Source organism: Pseudomonas sp. Wu6 (genome assembly GCF_019891515.1).
Lineage (GTDB): Bacteria > Pseudomonadota > Gammaproteobacteria > Pseudomonadales > Pseudomonadaceae > Aquipseudomonas > Aquipseudomonas orientalis_A.
The window spans coordinates 108563-125706 of the sequence record NZ_JAFLXH010000001.1 but is presented as its reverse complement, the minus strand read 5'-3'; the positions used below and the strand labels follow the sequence as shown (position 1 = coordinate 125706).

Below are 17144 nucleotides of genomic sequence, written 5' to 3'. Positions count from 1 at the left end.
ATTTCTGCAATCAGGGTGACAGAAGGTGTACAAGCCTGTCCTGTGTGTACAAAAAACCCAAAAAAAGCCCCGCCAAGTGGCGGGGTTGAGGTACGAGCGTGGCGCTCGGAAATCGAGGCGGCAATGGCCTCCCCCCAGGGGGAGGCCGTTGCGGCTTACAGCAGGATGGTGCGGATGTCGTTGAGCAACTGGCTCAGGCGCTGGGTGAAGCGTGCCGCTGCGGCGCCGTTGATCACACGGTGATCGTAGGACAGCGACAGTGGCAGCATCAGCTTGGGCTGGAACGCTTTACCGTCCCACACCGGCTGGATAGTCGCCTTGGACACACCCAGGATCGCCACTTCCGGCGCATTGACGATTGGCGTGAAGCCCGTACCGCCAATGTGCCCGAGGCTGGAGATGGTGAAGCACGCGCCCTGCATGTCGTCCGGGGTGAGCTTCTTGTCGCGGGCCTTGGCGGCCAACGCAGCCGCTTCGCCAGCCAGTTGCAGCAGGCTCTTCTGGTCGACGTTCTTGATGACCGGTACCAGCAGGCCGTCAGGGGTGTCGACCGCAAAGCCGATGTTCACGTACTTCTTGCGGATGATCGCTTTGCCGCTTGGCGCCAGCGAGCTGTTGAAGTCCGGCAGTTCCTTGAGCAGGTGCGCACAGGCCTTGAGCAGCAGGGGCAGCACGGTCAGCTTCACGCCGGCCTTCTCGGCCACGGCTTTCTGCGCAACGCGGAAGGCTTCCAGGTCGGTGATATCGGCCTGGTCGAACTGAGTCACGTGCGGGATGTTCAGCCAGCTCGCGTGCAGGCCGGCTGCGCCGATTTGCATCAGGCGGGTCATCGGCACTTCTTCGATTTCGCCGAAACGGCTGAAATCCACGGTACGGATCGGCGGAATGCCCGAGCCCCCGGTAGCGCCCCCGGCAGACGGCGCTTCCTTGGCCTTCTGCATCATGGCCTTGACGTAAGCCTGCACGTCTTCCTTCAGCACGCGACCGTGAGGACCGCTGGCCGAGACGGCGCTCAGCTCGACGCCGAATTCACGGGCCAGTTGGCGTACAGCCGGGCCGGCGTGAACCTTGGCACCGCTTGGCGCAGGTGCGGCAGCAGCAGGGGCCGGAGCGGCCTCAGCTTTTGCAGCAGGCGCAGGGGCGGCAGCAGCCGGAGCAGCTTCAGCCTTGGCAGCCGGAGCGGCGGCCGGTGCTGGAGCGGCCGCAGGCGCAGCGCCTTGTACTTTCAGCTTGAGGATGAAGTCACCGGTACCGACTTCGTCTTCCAGCTTGACCGCAATGCTTTCCACCACGCCGGCAGCCGGCGATGGGATTTCCATGGAAGCCTTGTCGGACTCCAGGGTGATCAGCGACTGGTCGGCTTCGACGGTGTCGCCGACCTTGACCAGCAACTCGATGATCTTGGCCTTGCCCGACGAGCCGATGTCCGGGACGTGAATGTCCTGGACGGTGGCGGCGGCAGGTGCGGCAGCCGGGGCCGCTGGGGCCTCGGCGGCAGCGACAGGCTGTTCAGCAGCAGGTGCAGGTGCAGCGGCGGCCGGAGCGGCAGCCGCAGGCGCTGCATCGGCAGCACCTTCGATTTCCAGCTCCAGCAGTTCGTCGCCTTCTTTCAGGCGGTCGCCCAGCTTCACTTTCAGGCTCTTGACCACGCCGGCCTTGGGAGCAGGGATTTCCATGCTCGCCTTGTCCGATTCCAGGGTCAGGATGCTCTGGTCGGCTTCGACGGTGTCGCCGACCTTCACAAACAGCTCGATTACTTCACCTTCACCGCTGCCGATGTCAGGTACGCGAATGAGTTCGCTCACAAAAAGTCTCCTCAGCAGTCCAGTGGGTTGCGTTTTTCCGGGTTGATCCCGAACTTGACGATGGCGTCAGCCACCACCTTGGGTTCGATCTCACCACGGTCAGCCAAGGCTTCCAGGGCTGCCAACACCACGAAGTGACGGTCGACTTCGAAGAAGTGACGCAGCTTCTTGCGGCTGTCACTGCGACCGAAACCGTCGGTGCCCAGGACTTTGAATTCCTTGGACGGGACCCACTGGCGAATTTGTTCAGCAAACAGTTTCATGTAGTCGGTAGAGGCGATGACCGGACCCTTACGGCCGGCCAGGCATTCTTCGACGTAGCTCTTGGCTGGTTTCTGGCCAGGGTGCAGGCGGTTGCTGCGCTCTACGGCCAGGCCGTCGCGACGCAGTTCGTTGAAGCTGGTCACGCTCCACACGTCGGCGCCGACGTTGAATTCGTCACGCAGGATCTTCGCCGCTTCACGCACTTCGCGCAGGATGGTGCCGGAGCCCATCAGCTGTACGTGGTGCGCCGCTTCCTTGGTGTCTTCCTCGAGCAGGTACATGCCCTTGATGATGCCTTCTTCCACGCCGGCCGGCATGGCTGGCTGCTGGTAGGACTCGTTCATCACGGTGATGTAGTAGAAAACGTCCTGCTGCTCTTCGGTCATCTTCTTCATGCCGTCCTGGATGATCACCGCCAGCTCGTAGCCGTAGGTTGGATCAAAGGTGCGGCAGTTCGGGATGGTGGCAGCCAGGATGTGGCTGTGACCGTCTTCGTGTTGCAGGCCTTCGCCGTTCAGCGTGGTGCGGCCGGCAGTGCCGCCGATCAGGAAACCACGGGTACGGCTGTCGCCGGCTGCCCAGGCCAGGTCGCCAATACGTTGGAAGCCGAACATCGAGTAGAAGATGTAGAACGGCAGCATCGGCTGGTTGTGGCTGGAGTACGAAGTACCGGCAGCGATGAAGGAGCTCATGGCGCCCGCTTCGTTGATGCCTTCTTCGAGGATCTGGCCCTTCTTGTCTTCCTTGTAGAACATCACCTGGTCTTTATCGACTGGCTCGTAGAGCTGGCCGACGGAGGAGTAGATGCCCAACTGGCGGAACATGCCTTCCATACCGAAGGTACGGGCTTCGTCCGGGATGATCGGGACGATGCGCGAACCGATTTCCTTGTCCTTGACCAGTTGCGCAAGGATGCGCACGAAGGCCATGGTGGTGGAGATTTCACGGTCGCCCGAGCCGTCCAGGATAGCCTTGAGGGTATCGAGTGGCGGCGTCGGGATGCTCATGCTCTTGGCGCGGCGTTGCGGCACGAAACCGCCCAGGGCGCTACGACGCTCGCTGAGGTAACGGGCTTCGGCGCTGTTCGGCTCCGGCTTGAAGAACGGCAGGTTCTCCAGCTCTTCGTCCTTGACCGGGATGTCGAAGCGGTCGCGGAACAGCTTCAGGCTGTCGACGTCGACTTTCTTGGTGTTGTGCGCGGTGTTCTTCGCTTCGCCGGCACCGGTGCCATAACCCTTGATGGTCTTGGCCAGGATGACGGTCGGTTGTTCCTTGTGGTTGACCGCTTCGTGGTACGCCGCGTAGACCTTGTACGGGTCGTGGCCGCCACGGTTGAGTTTCCAGATCTCGTCGTCGGACAGGTCGGCAACCATCGCCTTGAGTTCAGGCGTGTTGAAGAAGTGCTCGCGAACGAACGCGCCGTCTTTGGCCTTGTAGTTCTGGTACTCGCCGTCGATGACTTCGTCCATGCGACGTTGCAGGATACCGTCGACGTCCTTGGCCAGCAGTGGGTCCCAGAAACGGCCCCAGATGACTTTGGTCACGTTCCAGTGAGCGCCGCGGAACACGCCTTCGAGTTCCTGGATGATCTTGCCGTTGCCGCGAACCGGGCCGTCGAGGCGCTGCAGGTTGCAGTTGATGACGAAGATCAGGTTGTCCAGCTTCTCGCGGCCGGCCAGGGAGATGGCGCCCAGGGATTCCGGCTCGTCGCACTCGCCGTCGCCCAGGAAGCACCAGACTTTCTGCTTGCCTTCGGGGATGAAGCCACGGGCTTCCAGGTACTTCATGAAGCGTGCCTGGTAGATCGCCTGGATCGGGCCCAGGCCCATGGATACCGTCGGGAACTGCCAGAAATCAGGCATCAGCCAAGGGTGCGGGTAGGACGACAGGCCCTGACCGTCGACTTCCTGGCGGAAGTTGTTCATTTGTTCTTCGCTGATGCGACCTTCCATGAACGCACGGGCGTAGACGCCTGGCGAGGTGTGGCCCTGGAAGTAGATCAGGTCGCCGCCGTGTTCGTCGGTCGGGGCCTGGAAGAAGTAGTTGAAGCCGATGTCATACAGGGTTGCGCTGGAAGCGAAGCTGGAGATGTGACCGCCCAGGTCCGAATCTTTCAAGTTCGTGCGCATTACCATCGCCATGGCGTTCCAACGTACCAGCGAGCGAATGCGGCGTTCCATGAACAGGTCGCCAGGCATGCGTGCTTCGTGGGTAACGGGGATGGTGTTGCGGTATGGCGTAGTGATGGCGTAAGGCAACTGCGAGCCGCTGCGGGTCGCGAGTTCGCCCATACGGGTCATCAGGTAATGAGCACGGTCTTCGCCTTCTTTGTCGAGAACCGATTCCAGGGCGTCCAGCCATTCCTGGGTTTCGACGGGATCGAGGTCTTGCATGGCTTGCTCCAGGGCGGAAAGGCTACCAGAATCGGTTGCCTGAAGTTTGCGACTGGCCTTGTGGGCAGACGACATAAATTCTTGGATGGCCGAAGGTTGCTTCGGCGTCCTGTAGTTTTACTACAAATCGTCGGCCATTTCAGCCTTTCGAATGTATATACGAGTAGTAAAACTACACAAGACCGAGCGTATGGCTCGGTCTGGCTGGTGAGCATAATCGTTATTGTTGGTCTATTGCGAACAAGAAAAGGTGAAAGTTTGATGTTGCCTGCCAAGATTAATTTAATTTCAGCTATTTCTAACTTTTGTTCGACAGTCCTTCATCGAGCAGGGCTCCTGCGTTCACAACTACACGCCATTTACCCGCCGATCAAGGATAGACCATGAGCCTTCCTACGCTGGCCGAACTGCCGGCCATTCTGTTGCCTTACGCCAGTCGGGCCGAGCAGTCATTTCGTGACGCCGTGGCCGCGCTGGATGACGATCATGGCCTTTCTGGCTGGACGCCGCAACGCTGGGCCGACTTCGCGCGGGTGTGCGCCGCCAGTGATTTCGTGATTGAACAGAGTGTTCGTGACCCTTTGATGTTGCTCGAGCTGGTGGCCTGGGGCGAGCTGGACCGGGGTTTTGCGCCGGGTGAACTGTGCGGGCAGATTGCCGGTGCCGTGCAACAGGCCGATACAGAAGAGCAGATGGGCCGTGTGCTGCGCCGCCAGCGCACGCGCCAGCAGGTGCGCATCATCTGGCGCGACCTGACCCGCCAGGCTGACCTGGTGCAAACCTGTCGCGACCTCTCCGACATGGCCGACGCCTGTATCGACCAGGCCTACCAGTGGCTGTACCAGCGCCATTGCGTGCAGTTCGGCACGCCAACCGGGCGGCGCAGCGGCGAGGCGCAGCACATGGTCATCCTCGGCATGGGCAAGCTCGGGGCCGTGGAGCTGAACCTGTCGTCGGATATCGACCTGATCTTCGCCTACCCCGAAGGCGGCGAGACAGTAGGGGTCAAGCGCGCCCTGGATAACCAGGAGTTTTTCATCCGTCTTGGTCAAAAATTGATCAAGGCCCTCGACCCGATGACCGTCGACGGTTTCGTCTTTCGCGTCGACATGCGCCTGCGCCCCTACGGTTCGGCGGGTGCGCTGGTACTCAGCTTCAACGCGCTGGAGCAGTACTACCAGGACCAGGGCCGCGACTGGGAACGTTACGCCATGATCAAGGCCCGCGTCGTCGCCGGAGACCAGGTGGCCGGCGCGCAACTGCTCGACATGCTGCGCCCGTTCGTCTATCGCCGTTACCTGGACTTCTCGGCCATCGAAGCGCTGCGCACCATGAAGCAGTTGATCCAGCAGGAAGTGCGGCGCAAGGGCATGGCCGACAATATCAAGCTGGGTTCGGGCGGTATTCGCGAGGTGGAATTTATCGCCCAGGCGTTTCAACTGATCCACGGTGGTCGCGACCTCAGCCTGCAGCAACGCCCGCTGTTGAACGTGCTCGGCACCCTGGAAGGCCAGGGCTACCTGCCGCCTGCGGTGATTGCCGAGCTGCGCAATGGCTACGAATTCCTGCGTTACACCGAGCACGCGATCCAGGCGATTGCCGACCGCCAGACCCAAATGCTCCCGGACAGCCCCGAAGACCAGGCGCGTATTGCCTTCATGCTGGGCTTTGCCGATTGGGCCGCGTTCCACGAGCGCTTGATGTATTGGCGTGGGCGAGTGGATTGGCATTTCCGCCAAGTGATTGCCGACCCTGATGAAGAAGAGGGTGAAGAAAGCGAGTTGGTTGTCGGTGGGGAGTGGCTTCCGCTGTGGGAAGAGTCCCAGGACGACGACGCGGCCTGCCGCCAATTGGGCGAAGGCGGCTTTACTGACGCGCCCAAGGCGCTCAAAGCCCTGGCCGGCCTGCGCGGTAGCCCCCAACTGCGCGCCATGCAGCGCCTCGGTCGCGAGCGCCTGGATGCGTTTATCCCGCGCTTGCTGGCCCAGGCTGTCGAACACGCCAATCCGGACCTGGTACTGGAGCGCGTACTGCCCCTGGTGGAGGCCGTCGCGCGGCGTTCCGCTTACCTGGTGCTGCTCACCGAGAATCCCGACGCCCTGCGCCGTCTATTGACCCTGTGCGCCGCGAGCCCGTGGATCGCCGAGCAGATCACGCGCTTTCCGCTGTTGCTGGATGAATTGCTCAACGAAGGACGCTTGTTCAAGCCACCGCTGGCGCCGGAACTGGCCGCCGAGTTGCGCGAGCGCCTCACGCGTATCCCCGAAGACGACCTCGAGCAGCAGATGGAAGCGCTGCGCCATTTCAAGCTGGCGCACCGCCTGCGCGTGGCGGCCTCGGAAATCGCCGGCAGCCTGCCGTTGATGAAAGTCAGCGACTACCTCACCTGGCTCGCCGAAGCCATTCTCGAGCAAGTGCTGGCCCTGGCCTGGCGCCAGACTGTTGCCCGCCACGGCTCGCCGCAACGGCTGGACGGCAGCCTGTGCGATCCCGGGTTCATCATTGTCGGTTATGGAAAGGTCGGCGGTATCGAGCTGGGGCATGGTTCGGACCTGGACCTGGTGTTTATCCATGACGGCGACCCGCAGGCCGAGACCGACGGCGCCAAGCCGATCGACGGCGCGCAGTTCTTCACGCGCCTGGGCCAGCGCATCATTCACCTGCTGACCACCCAGACCAACTCCGGCCAGTTGTACGAGGTGGATATGCGTCTGCGACCTTCAGGGGCGTCCGGCTTGCTGGTCAGTTCGCTGGGCGCATTCGACCGCTATCAACAAAATGAAGCCTGGACCTGGGAGCATCAGGCGCTGATTCGCGCACGCGTCCTGGTCGGCAGCCAGGATGTGGGCCATGCATTCGAGAAGGTACGCGCTAACGTGTTAGGGCGTGAGCGGGATCTGGCCAAGCTGCGCCAGGAGGTCAGCGAGATGCGCGCCAAGATGCGCGATAACCTGGGAACCAAGAGCACAACGGCCGGCAGGGGCGCCAATGCCTTCGAAGCCACGGCGCTGTTCGACCTCAAGCAGGACGCCGGAGGTATCGTCGATATTGAATTTATGGTGCAATACGCCGCTTTGGCGTGGTCTGCGCAACATCCATCGTTGCTGCGCTACACCGACAATATCCGCATCCTCGAGGGCTTGGAGCAGGTCGGGCTGATGCCCGCCGCCGATGCTCACTTGCTGCGTGAAGTGTATAAGGCCTACCGCTCAGCCGCGCACCGCCAAGCCTTGCAGAACGAGGCCGGTACGGTGGCCGGCGACCAGTTCGCCGACGAACGGCGACAGGTGATGCGAATCTGGCAAACGCTGGGCTTGAGCTGAAACACTATTAGGGCGGGGAGGCATAAGCCTCCCCGCATCGTTTGTGGAAATGACATGAATATTCTGATCGTTGGGCCCAGCTGGGTCGGAGACATGGTGATGGCGCAGACACTGTTCCAGTGCCTGCGGCTGCGCTATCCGGACTGCCAGATCGACGTGCTCGCCCCTGAGTGGAGCCGGCCGATCCTTGAGCGCATGCCGCAAGTGCGCAAGGCCTTGAGCTTTCCGCTCGGCCATGGCGCGCTGGAATTGGCGACCCGCCGTCGCATCGGCAAAGCCATGGCCGGCCAGTACGACCAGGCCATCCTGTTGCCCAACTCGCTGAAGTCGGCGCTGGTGCCGTTTTTTGCCGGCATCCCCAAGCGTACCGGCTGGCGCGGCGAGTTTCGCTACGTGCTGCTCAATGACGTACGCACCCTGGATAAAGCCCGCTATCCGCTGATGATCGAACGTTTCATGGCCCTGGCCTACGAGCCGGGCGCCGAACTGCCCAAGCCGTACCCGCGCCCCAGCTTGCAGATTGACCCGGTGACCCGCGCTGCGGCGCTGGCCAAGTTCGGCCTGACGCTGGATCGCCCGGTATTGGCGCTGTGCCCGGGCGCCGAGTTTGGCGAGTCCAAGCGCTGGCCGTCGGAGCATTACGCCAAGGTCGCCGAGACCAGGATTCGCGAAGGCTGGCAGGTGTGGCTGTTTGGCTCGAAGAACGATCATTCGGTGGGTGAGGATATTCGCCAGCGCCTGATTCCGGGCCTGCGCGAAGAGGCGGTGAACCTCAGTGGCGAAACGTCCCTGGCCGAGGCCATCGACTTGCTGTCGTGCGCCGACGCGGTGGTGTCCAATGATTCCGGCCTGATGCACGTTGCCGCCGCGCTGAACCGTCCCTTGGTGGCGGTGTACGGCTCGACGTCACCCGGCTTCACCCCGCCCCTGGCGGACAAGGTCGAAGTGGTGCGCCTGGGCCTGGATTGCAGCCCCTGTTTTGAGCGCACCTGCCGTTTCGGCCACTACAATTGCCTGCGCCAATTGCTGCCGCAGCCGGTGACCGACGCGTTGCAGCGGTTGCAGGGCGACGTGGTCGAGGTTCACTGAGTTGCGGGTACTGGTAATCAAGACCTCATCCCTGGGCGACGTGATCCACGCCTTGCCGGCACTGACCGACGCGGCGCGGGCGATCCCCGGCATCCGTTTCGACTGGGTGGTGGAAGAAGGCTTCGCTGAAATCCCGACCTGGCACCCGGCGGTAGACAAGGTGATCCCGGTGGCGATTCGTCGCTGGCGCAAGAACCTCTGGCAAACCCTCAAGAGCGGCGAATGGCGGCGGTTCAAACAGGCGCTGCAGTCGACCCGGTATGACCTGGTGATCGACGCCCAGGGCCTGTTGAAAAGTGCCTGGCTGACCCGCTACGTGCGGGCGCCGGTAGCCGGGTTCGATAAAAGCTCGGCACGCGAACCCCTGGCGGCGCGCTTTTATTCCCGCCGCCTGGCCGTGGCCCGCGGGCAACATGCGGTGGAGCGCCTGCGCCAACTGTTTGCCGTGGCGTTGGGTTACGACCTGCCCAAGGGCCTGGGCGACTATGGCCTGAGCGTCGAGAAACTGCTGGGCCTGCCGCCGAAGAAACCCTTCGTGTTGCTGCTGCACGGCACGACCTGGGACACCAAGCACTGGCCCGAGGCCTACTGGCGCGAACTGGCCGAACGCATGGGCCGCCTGGGCGTGGACGTGAAATTGCCGTGGGGCAGCGCCGTCGAAAAGGCCCGCGCCGAGCGCCTGGCTCAAGGCCTGGCCAACGCCGAAGTGCTGCCAAAACTGAACCTGGCGGGCGTGGCCCGTGTGTTGGCCGGTGCCCGTGCCTGTGTGGCGGTGGACACCGGTCTGGGTCATCTGGCGGCTGCGCTGGATGTGCCGACCATTTCGCTGTTCGGGCCTACCAATCCGGGCCTCACCGGCGCCTACGGCAAAGGCCAGATCCACCTGGCCAGCGACTGGCCGTGTGCGCCGTGCCTGCAAAAGCAATGCACTTATCAACCCACCGCCGATGACCTGCGGCGGTTCGACATCAAGCGCGAGTCGCCCCTGTGCTTCACGCGCCTCAATCCTGAGCGTGTAGCGAGCCGGCTGAGCACGTTGTTACTGGCTGAGGAGCTGCACTGATGCAACTGGCTTTCGTACTGTACAAATATTTTCCCTTCGGTGGCCTGCAGCGCGACTTCATGCGCATCGCCCTGGAGTGTCAGCAACGCGGGCATAAAATCCGCGTGTACACCTTGATCTGGGAGGGCGATATCCCGCCGGGCTTTGAAGTGCTGGTGGCGCCGGTCAAGGCATTCTTCAACCATCGGCGCAACGAGAAGCTCAGCGCGTGGATGAAAGCCGACCTTGCCAAACGCCCGGTGGATCGCCTGATCGGCTTCAACAAGATGCCTGACCTTGACGTGTACTACGCCGCCGACGGCTGCTTTGAAGACAAGGCGCAAAACCTGCGTCATTCGCTGTATCGTTATTTTGGTCGTTACAAACACTTTGCCGACTACGAGCGCGCCGTGTTTGCCAAGGACGCCAAGACCGAAATCCTGATGATTTCCGAGGTGCAGCAGCCGCTGTTCATCAAGCATTACGCCACACCGCTGGAACGCTTCCACCTGCTGCCGCCGGGCATTGCCCAGGATCGCCGTGCGCCGCCGGATGCGGCCATGATACGCGAAGGGTTCCGCCAGGAATTCGGCCTGGGCGAGGACGACTTGCTGCTGGTGCAGATCGGTTCGGGCTTCAAGACCAAGGGCGTCGACCGCAGCCTCAAGGCGCTGGCGGCGTTACCGTCGCAATTGAAGAAACGCACCCGTCTGTTTGTAATCGGCCAGGACGACCCCAAAGTATTCCAATTGCAGAGCGCCACATTGGGTTTGGGCGATAACGTGCAGTTCCTCAAGGGGCGCAGCGATATCCCGCGTTTCCTGCTGGGCGCCGACCTGTTGATCCACCCGGCGTATAACGAAAACACCGGCACGGTCTTGCTCGAAGCCCTGGTGGCCGGGTTGCCGGTGCTGGTCTCGGCGGTATGTGGCTATGCCCATTACATCGCCGAAGCCGACAGTGGCCTGGTCCTGGATGAGCCGTTCGAACAGACGCAGCTCAACGGGTACCTGGCGCGGATGTTGTCTGATTCTGCACAGCGCGCGGCCTGGGGCCGCAATGGGTTGGCCTTCGCCGAGACGGCCGACCTCTATAGCATGCCGCAGCACGCTGCGGATGTGATTCTGGCGGAGCCAAAACGATGAAATTGATGCTTGCCGAACCGTTCAAAACCCTCTGGGCCGGGCAGGATGCGTTCGCCGCAGTCGAGCGCCTGCAAGGCGAGGTTTACCGTGAACTGGAGGCGCGTCGCACGCTGCGTACCGAGGTGGATGGCCGCGGCTACTTTGTGAAGATCCACCGTGGGATCGGCTGGGGCGAGATCGTCAAGAACCTGGTCACCGCCAAGCTGCCGGTGCTGGGCGCCGGTCAGGAATGGCTGGCGATCCAGCGCCTGCAGGCACTGGGCGTGCCGACCATGACCGCCGTGGCCTATGGCGAGCGCGGCAGCAACCCGGCCGATCAGCACTCCTTCATCATTACCGAAGAATTGGCGCCGACTGTCAGCCTGGAAGACTTCAGTATCGACTGGCTCAAGCAGCCGCCGCAGCCGCGTCTCAAGCGCGCGCTGATCGCTGAAGTGGCGCGCATGACCGGCATGATGCATCGCGGCGGCGTCAACCACCGTGATTGCTACATCTGCCACTTCCTGCTGCACACCGATACGCCGGTGACGGCCGATAACTTCAAGCTCTCGATCATCGACCTGCACCGCGCCCAGACGCGCGACAAAATCAGCCATCGCTGGCGTGACAAGGACCTGGCGGCGCTGTACTTCTCGGCGCTGGACATCGGCCTGACCCGTCGCGACAAGCTGCGCTTTCTCAAGGGCTATTTCCAGCAGCCGCTGCGCCAGATCCTCGCCGAGGAAAGCGCTCTGTTGCTGTGGCTGCAAGGCAAGGCCGACAAGCTCTACGCGCGCAAACAGCGTTACGGGGATGCACTCTGATGGCGGGTTGGAATCTGGAACCCGCTTACGCTGCGCTCGCGGACGACTTTGGCAGCCTGGAAGCCGTGTTCGCCCTGCAAGGCGAGCGCCTGACCCGCGACCCGCTGTCGGAAGTCATCCGGGTGGAGCGCGGCGGGATCAATTATTACGTCAAGCGGTACGTCGGCGCCGGCAAAGGCCTGCGCCGCTACCTGGGCAAGCCGCGGGTGAAATCCGAATGGCAGAACCTCAAGCGCTTCGCCAAATGGGGGATTCCGACCGCCGATGTGGTGGCCTGGGGCCTGGATCGCAAGGGCCTGGCCTATGACCGGGGTGCAATGATTACCCGGGAATTGCCCAGGACCGAGGATTTATCGGTATTGGCCGAACGTAATGACCCGCGTCTGAAAGACCCTCGCTGGGTCGACGGTATCAGCCGTCAGCTCGCCGAGTACACGCGGACCATGCACGACCATCGCTTCACCCATAACGACTTGAAGTGGCGCAACCTGCTGGTGGACGATCAGCGCACCCTGTACATGATCGACTGTCCCAACGGCGATTTCTGGCGCGGCTTCTGGCTCAAATACCGCATTACCAAAGACCTGGCCTGCCTGGACAAGGTCGCCAAGTATCATCTGTCGGCCACCCAGCGCCTGCGTTTCTACATGCAATACCGCCAACGCACGCACCTGACGACGTCAGACAAACAACGGATTCGCCATGTGGTGAAGTTTTTCGAGGGGCGTGAATGAGTGACTTCCTCGCGGTCGAAGACCGCGCTTTGCTTGAGCGCAACGGCCTGGCCAGCTTCGATACGTTGTGGGCCAAGCAACTGGATGCGGTGGATGAGCCCAACACCAGCGGCGACGGATGGAGCAGCGTGTATCGCCTGGAACTTGAGGGTCAGGGTTACTACCTCAAGCGCCAGAGCAACTACCTGACGCGTACCTTGTACCGGCCGTTCGGCGAGCCAAGTTTTGCCCGTGAGTTTCGTAATATCAGCCTGTACCGCAAGCTGGGCATTCCTGCCTTGCAGGCGGTGTTCTTCGGCGAGCGCAAGGTCAAGGGCGAGCGCCGTGCGATGTTGCTTACCCGCGCCCTGGACGGTTGGAACGATTTGGACTCGTTGCTGGAACACTGGTCGCAGTCGAGCGACGCACAGCAGCGCGCCATCCTGCTGGCCTGCGGCAGGCTTGCGCGTCGGTTGCACAGCGTGGGGCAGGTGCATGGCTGTTTTTATCCCAAGCATATTTTCCTGCAGGCCACCGCTGACGGTTACGCCGCGCAGTTGATCGACCTTGAGAAAACCCGCCCTTTGTTGTTCGGCTGGCGTGACCGGGTCAAGGACCTCGAACCCCTGCTGCGCCGCGCGCCGCAATGGTCGGATGCGCAGGTGCGACAGCTGCTGGCGGCGTATCTTGAGCAGCCTGAAGACAGTGCGCTGGTCGCCACCTGGTATCAGCGTCTTACCGCGCGCCGCAGTCACAAGGAAAACCGCTGATGCGTTTGTCCGAGCTGAAGAATGCCGGCCGTATTCCCAGCCTGCCGCTGACCCTCGACCTGGTCGATGCGGCAGGCCCGGGGCAATTGCAACTGCTCAGCCTGCTGCGGGTTTTGCCGGGGCAGCGCTACGTCGGCGCCGCAATATGGCGCGGTCGCCCGGTGCTGGCCAAGCTGCTGGTTGGCAACTCGGCGGCGCGGCATTTCCAGCGTGAGCGCAGCGGGGTGCGTTTGCTGGCCGAACAAGGCCTGACCACGCCGCTGTTGCTGGCCGACGGTTTGCAGGAAGGCGAGGGTGGCTGGCTGCTGTTCGAGTTTCTTGAAGGCGCCCTCAGCCTGGCCGACGCCTGGCGCGCTGTCGAAAGCTTGCCGCCATTGGCCGACGAACAAACCGCCGTGCTCGCCGACGCGCTGGGCGCGATTGCGCAGATGCATGCCAAGGGCTTGTGGCAGGAAGACCTGCACCTGGACAACCTGCTGCGCCAGGGCGGTAAGCTGTATCTGATTGATGGCGCGGGGATTCGTGTCGAAGAGGCGGGCAAGCCGCTGTCGCGCAATCGCGTGCTGGAAAACCTCGGGGTGTTCTTTGCCCAGTTGCCGAAAAACCTCGCGCCGTTTACCGAAGAATTGCTGGTGTATTACCTGCTGGCCAACGGCGAACATGCCTTGCCGCTGGAGGCTCTGGAAAAGCAGGTGCGCAAAGTCAGCGCCTGGCGCTTGCGCGACTACCTGAACAAGGTCGGCCGCGAGTGCACCCTGTTCAGTGTGGTACGTGGCGCCTTTGGTCTGCGCGCGATTCGCCGTGAGGAAGAGGCGGCCATGCTGCCAGTGCTTGAAAAGGCCGATGCGCTGCTCGACCAGGGCCATCTGTACAAGACCGGCGGCGCCGCGAGCGTGGCCAGGGTCGAAGTGGCCGGCCGGCCTCTGGTGATCAAGCGCTACAACATCAAGGGTTTCACCCACTGGCTCAAACGCTTCTGGCGCCCGAGCCGTGCCTGGCATTCCTGGCGCGAAGGCAATCGCCTGGCGTTCCTCGGCTTTGCTACGCCCAAGCCGCTGGCGGTCCTGGAGAAGCGCTTTTTCTGGTTGCGCAGCCGTGCCTATCTGGTCACCGAATACCTGCCGGGGCCGGACATCATCGAGCGCTTTGCGCCCTATGTCGAACGCGGCGACGCGCCGGAAGATGAACTGCTGGCGCTGGACCGGCTGTTCGCCGAGTTGATCGAGGCGCGCATCAGCCATGGGGATTTCAAGGGGCATAACCTGTTCTGGAGCGAAGGGCGCTGGGCGATGATCGACCTGGACGCCATGTGCCAACACAGCTCGGTTGCCAGCTTTGCTGCGGCGTATGCCAAAGACCGTGCGCGGTTCATGCGCAACTGGCCGCAGGACAGTGCGTTGTATCGGGTGATTGATCAGCGGTTGCCCAAAGAGGTCAGCGTCGCCGGGTGAAGCGGGCCTTCGGCCCTATCGGGGGCAAGCCCCCTCCCACACTGACGGTGTTCACACCTTCAGATGTGTAAATACAGTCCAATGTGGGAGGGGGCTTGCCCCCGATGCGGTGGGTCAGTGAATGCCTGTGTAACTGACCCACCGCTATCGGGCGCAAGCTCCCTCCCACATTAGAATTGGTATTCAGCCCCAGCGCCTGCATACCACGACCGCCCCGGCGCCGCTTCGTAGTAGCGCCCATTGCCGTCCCCCACGATCACCGAGCCCACATACTGGCGATCCAGCAGGTTATCCAGGCGCAAGGTCTGGTGGAATGTCCAGTGCTCGATCTTCTGCTCAAACCGTGCGCGCCAGTTGAATACGCTGTAGCCCGGTGCGGCGTGTTGGCGGTTGGTGTCTTCGACATAGACTTTGCTGCGGTACATGCCTTCGATGGCGGTGCTGACCCAGTCCCGTGGTTTCCAGTTCAGCTCGGTGAACAGCGTGGTTTGCGGCACGCCGGGCAGGTAGTTGCCTTTGTCGATGGTGTTCGCGCCGCTGGCAAAGTCGCTGTCGTAGGTGGCTTGCAGGCGGGTGTAGGCGAGGTTGGCGCTCCACTGCTCGCTGAGTTGGCTCTCGACCCCAAGTTCGAATCCACGGCGCAGCGTGCGACCGGCATTTTGATAGCTGGTGCGACCGCCGATGGATTGCTGCACCACCAGTTCGTCATCAGTGGTGATCTGAAACAGCGCAGCGTTGATGCGGGTGTTGTTCAGTTGTGCCTTCAACCCTATTTCATATTGCGTGCTTTGCGACGGCTTCAAGCCAAAGTTGAAACCCTCGACGTTACCCGGCGCATAGGCCAGCTCGGCCTGGGTGGGCGTTTCGAAGCCTTTGCCGGCACTGACGTAACCGTGCAGGTCGGGCGTGAAGGCATACATCACGCTCATCGACGGCGTGTTCTTCTGGTAGGTCTTGCTGCCGCTGGCGTCGCCGTTGCCGAGGAATTGATCGTGCACCTCCAGCTCCATCGTGCTGTGGCGAATGCCGGCCTGCAGGGTCCAGCGGTCCAGGGCCCAGTTGGCCTGGAGGTAAGGGTCGAGGCTGCGCGCGGTGTCGATTTCATCGCGGCGCAACTGGCCTTTCACGCCCAGGGTGGCGCCGCTGTAGTTCTGATAGCCGTGGCGGCTGTCTTCGCTCTGGTCGAAGTCCAGGCCCGCGATGATCGTCAACTCCCCCGGCGCGCTCTGGATAGGCTGCATCCAGCGCGCGCTGCCACCGTAGAACGTGCGGTCAAACTGCACCACGCCACCGCCGCGCTCGTTGGCGGGGGTGCCCCTGGGGATCGACAGGTACTGAATCACACTGCGCCGCCCCGTATACGCATTCACCTGCAGCGTCGCATCGCCGATGTAGCGCTCGTAGTTCATGCCCAGTTGCTGATGGTCGATGCTTTTACGCGTGTTGTAGGTCAGTGCATTGGTGCTCACCGAGCGCGGGTCAGCCTTGTACGCCGCCCAGGTCTGCCCCAGCGGGTCCTGCGTACCGTTCTGCTCCAGGCTGCTGTAGATCAACGCCAGCTTGCTGTCGTCATCGGGCTGGAAGTTGAGCTTGGCGAACGTCTGGTCACGGCGTGCGCTGCTGTGGTCGCGGTAGCCATTGGTGTCCATGCGCGAGGCGTCCAGCACAAAGCCTGCACCCTCGGCTGCGCCTTCGGCGGTGAGGTGGTTTTTGCTCAGCCCGTCGCTGCCCACCAGGGTTTCGGCGCCAATGCGTGGCGGGCCTTCGCCGTTGCGGGAGAACATCTGGATCACCCCGCCAGCGTTGCTGCCGTACAGGGTCGCTGCCGGGCCGCGCAGGACTTCGATGCGCTCGGCGGTGTCGAGGTTGAACGTTGCCGCCTGGCCCTGGCCATCCGGGGTGCTGGCGGGGATGCCGTCGGCAACCAGCTTGATGCCGCGCACCCCGAACGCCGAGCGGGCACCGAAGCCACGGGAAGAAATCTGCAGGTCCTGCGCATAGTTCTGGCGGTTCTGCACCACCAGGCCAGGCACGCGGGACAGGGCTTCGGAGGCGTTGATGCCAAGTTGACCGTCGCTGATCTGTTCGCGGTCGATGGCGTCCACCGAGTACGGCAGGTCGAAGGTCGGGCTGGCGCTGCGCGAGCCGGTGACCACGCTGGGGTCCAGCAGCAACGGCGTTTCTTCGGCCTGGACGGTGCTGCACAGGCCCAGCAGGAGCAGGGCGAGGGGAGTGGGAGCGGGTAGGGTCATGAAGAGGCCGAGTCCGTGGCGCAACGCATGTTGAGTGGCGTAGGCGCAAATGTCGCAAGTTTAACGATTCCCCTCGATTTTGCCGAACCTGATT

At 62.6% G+C, this 17144-nt stretch carries 11 protein-coding genes; 8 read left to right on the top strand and 3 right to left on the bottom strand.

What is annotated here, in order from left to right; translation table 11 throughout:
* Positions 1-155 precede the first annotated feature (155 nt).
* On the bottom strand, positions 156-1805 hold the full coding sequence (gene aceF, locus J1G34_RS00485; protein ID WP_222993015.1) for a dihydrolipoyllysine-residue acetyltransferase: 1650 nt from the start codon (positions 1803-1805) through the stop codon (positions 156-158).
* 11 nt (positions 1806-1816) lie between these two features.
* Positions 1817-4462 carry a pyruvate dehydrogenase (acetyl-transferring), homodimeric type gene (gene aceE / locus J1G34_RS00480; RefSeq protein WP_065894434.1) on the bottom strand — a complete coding sequence of 882 codons (2646 nt, stop codon included), beginning with the start codon at positions 4460-4462 and terminating at the stop codon, positions 1817-1819.
* Positions 4463-4845: 383 nt separating this feature from the next.
* Here aceE and glnE point away from each other — a divergent pair, with 383 nt between their 5' ends.
* From glnE to J1G34_RS00440, 8 genes are read left to right on the top strand one after another with little or no spacing between them, the layout of a single operon-like run.
* Positions 4846-7785, top strand: coding sequence for a bifunctional [glutamate--ammonia ligase]-adenylyl-L-tyrosine phosphorylase/[glutamate--ammonia-ligase] adenylyltransferase (gene glnE / locus J1G34_RS00475; protein ID WP_065894436.1), 2940 nt, complete (start codon positions 4846-4848; stop codon positions 7783-7785).
* 54 nt (positions 7786-7839) lie between these two features.
* Positions 7840-8874, top strand: coding sequence for a lipopolysaccharide heptosyltransferase II (waaF, locus tag J1G34_RS00470; protein ID WP_065894438.1), 1035 nt, complete (start codon positions 7840-7842; stop codon positions 8872-8874).
* 1 nt (position 8875) lies between these two features.
* Positions 8876-9937: a lipopolysaccharide heptosyltransferase I gene (gene waaC, locus J1G34_RS00465; RefSeq protein WP_065894440.1), complete on the top strand. Its 1062-nt coding sequence runs from the start codon at positions 8876-8878 to the stop codon at positions 9935-9937.
* Complete coding sequence (locus J1G34_RS00460; RefSeq protein WP_130138738.1) at positions 9937-11061, top strand: glycosyltransferase family 4 protein; 1125 nt, start codon at positions 9937-9939, stop codon at positions 11059-11061. The genes waaC and J1G34_RS00460 overlap by 1 nt, the downstream gene beginning before the upstream one ends.
* Positions 11058-11864, top strand: coding sequence for a lipopolysaccharide core heptose(I) kinase RfaP (gene rfaP, locus J1G34_RS00455; RefSeq protein ID WP_065886571.1), 807 nt, complete (start codon positions 11058-11060; stop codon positions 11862-11864). Before J1G34_RS00460 ends, rfaP begins: the two co-directional genes overlap by 4 nt.
* The gene (locus tag J1G34_RS00450) at positions 11864-12598 is read left to right on the top strand and encodes a lipopolysaccharide kinase InaA family protein (RefSeq protein ID WP_065886570.1); all 735 of its coding nucleotides are present in this window, start codon (positions 11864-11866) and stop codon (positions 12596-12598) included. The genes rfaP and J1G34_RS00450 overlap by 1 nt, the downstream gene beginning before the upstream one ends.
* Positions 12595-13347, top strand: a complete 753-nt coding sequence (locus J1G34_RS00445) for a lipopolysaccharide kinase InaA family protein (protein ID WP_065896706.1) — start codon at positions 12595-12597, stop codon at positions 13345-13347. Before J1G34_RS00450 ends, J1G34_RS00445 begins: the two co-directional genes overlap by 4 nt.
* Entirely contained in the window at positions 13347-14798 is a 1452-nt protein-coding gene (locus tag J1G34_RS00440) for a lipopolysaccharide kinase InaA family protein (RefSeq protein ID WP_130138737.1), read from the top strand. The genes J1G34_RS00445 and J1G34_RS00440 overlap by 1 nt, the downstream gene beginning before the upstream one ends.
* Before the next feature lie 170 nt (positions 14799-14968).
* On the opposite strand, the gene J1G34_RS00435 is transcribed toward J1G34_RS00440, so the two are convergent.
* The gene (locus J1G34_RS00435; RefSeq protein ID WP_222993013.1) at positions 14969-17050 is read right to left on the bottom strand and encodes a TonB-dependent receptor family protein; all 2082 of its coding nucleotides are present in this window, start codon (positions 17048-17050) and stop codon (positions 14969-14971) included.
* Positions 17051-17144: the final 94 nt, after the last annotated feature.

Excerpts from the sequence above, each read along its gene's own strand:
- aceE (WP_065894434.1), bottom strand. The coding sequence starts at position 4,462 with ATGCAAGACCTCGATCCCGTCGAAACCCAGGAATGGCTGGACGCCCTG.
- glnE (WP_065894436.1), top strand. The coding sequence starts at position 4,846 with ATGAGCCTTCCTACGCTGGCCGAACTGCCGGCCATTCTGTTGCCTTAC.
- waaF (WP_065894438.1), top strand. The coding sequence starts at position 7,840 with ATGAATATTCTGATCGTTGGGCCCAGCTGGGTCGGAGACATGGTGATG.
- J1G34_RS00460 (WP_130138738.1), top strand. The coding sequence starts at position 9,937 with ATGCAACTGGCTTTCGTACTGTACAAATATTTTCCCTTCGGTGGCCTG.
- rfaP (WP_065886571.1), top strand. The coding sequence starts at position 11,058 with ATGAAATTGATGCTTGCCGAACCGTTCAAAACCCTCTGGGCCGGGCAG.
- J1G34_RS00450 (WP_065886570.1), top strand. The coding sequence starts at position 11,864 with ATGGCGGGTTGGAATCTGGAACCCGCTTACGCTGCGCTCGCGGACGAC.
- J1G34_RS00445 (WP_065896706.1), top strand. The coding sequence starts at position 12,595 with ATGAGTGACTTCCTCGCGGTCGAAGACCGCGCTTTGCTTGAGCGCAAC.
- J1G34_RS00440 (WP_130138737.1), top strand. The coding sequence starts at position 13,347 with ATGCGTTTGTCCGAGCTGAAGAATGCCGGCCGTATTCCCAGCCTGCCG.
- J1G34_RS00435 (WP_222993013.1), bottom strand. The coding sequence starts at position 17,050 with ATGACCCTACCCGCTCCCACTCCCCTCGCCCTGCTCCTGCTGGGCCTG.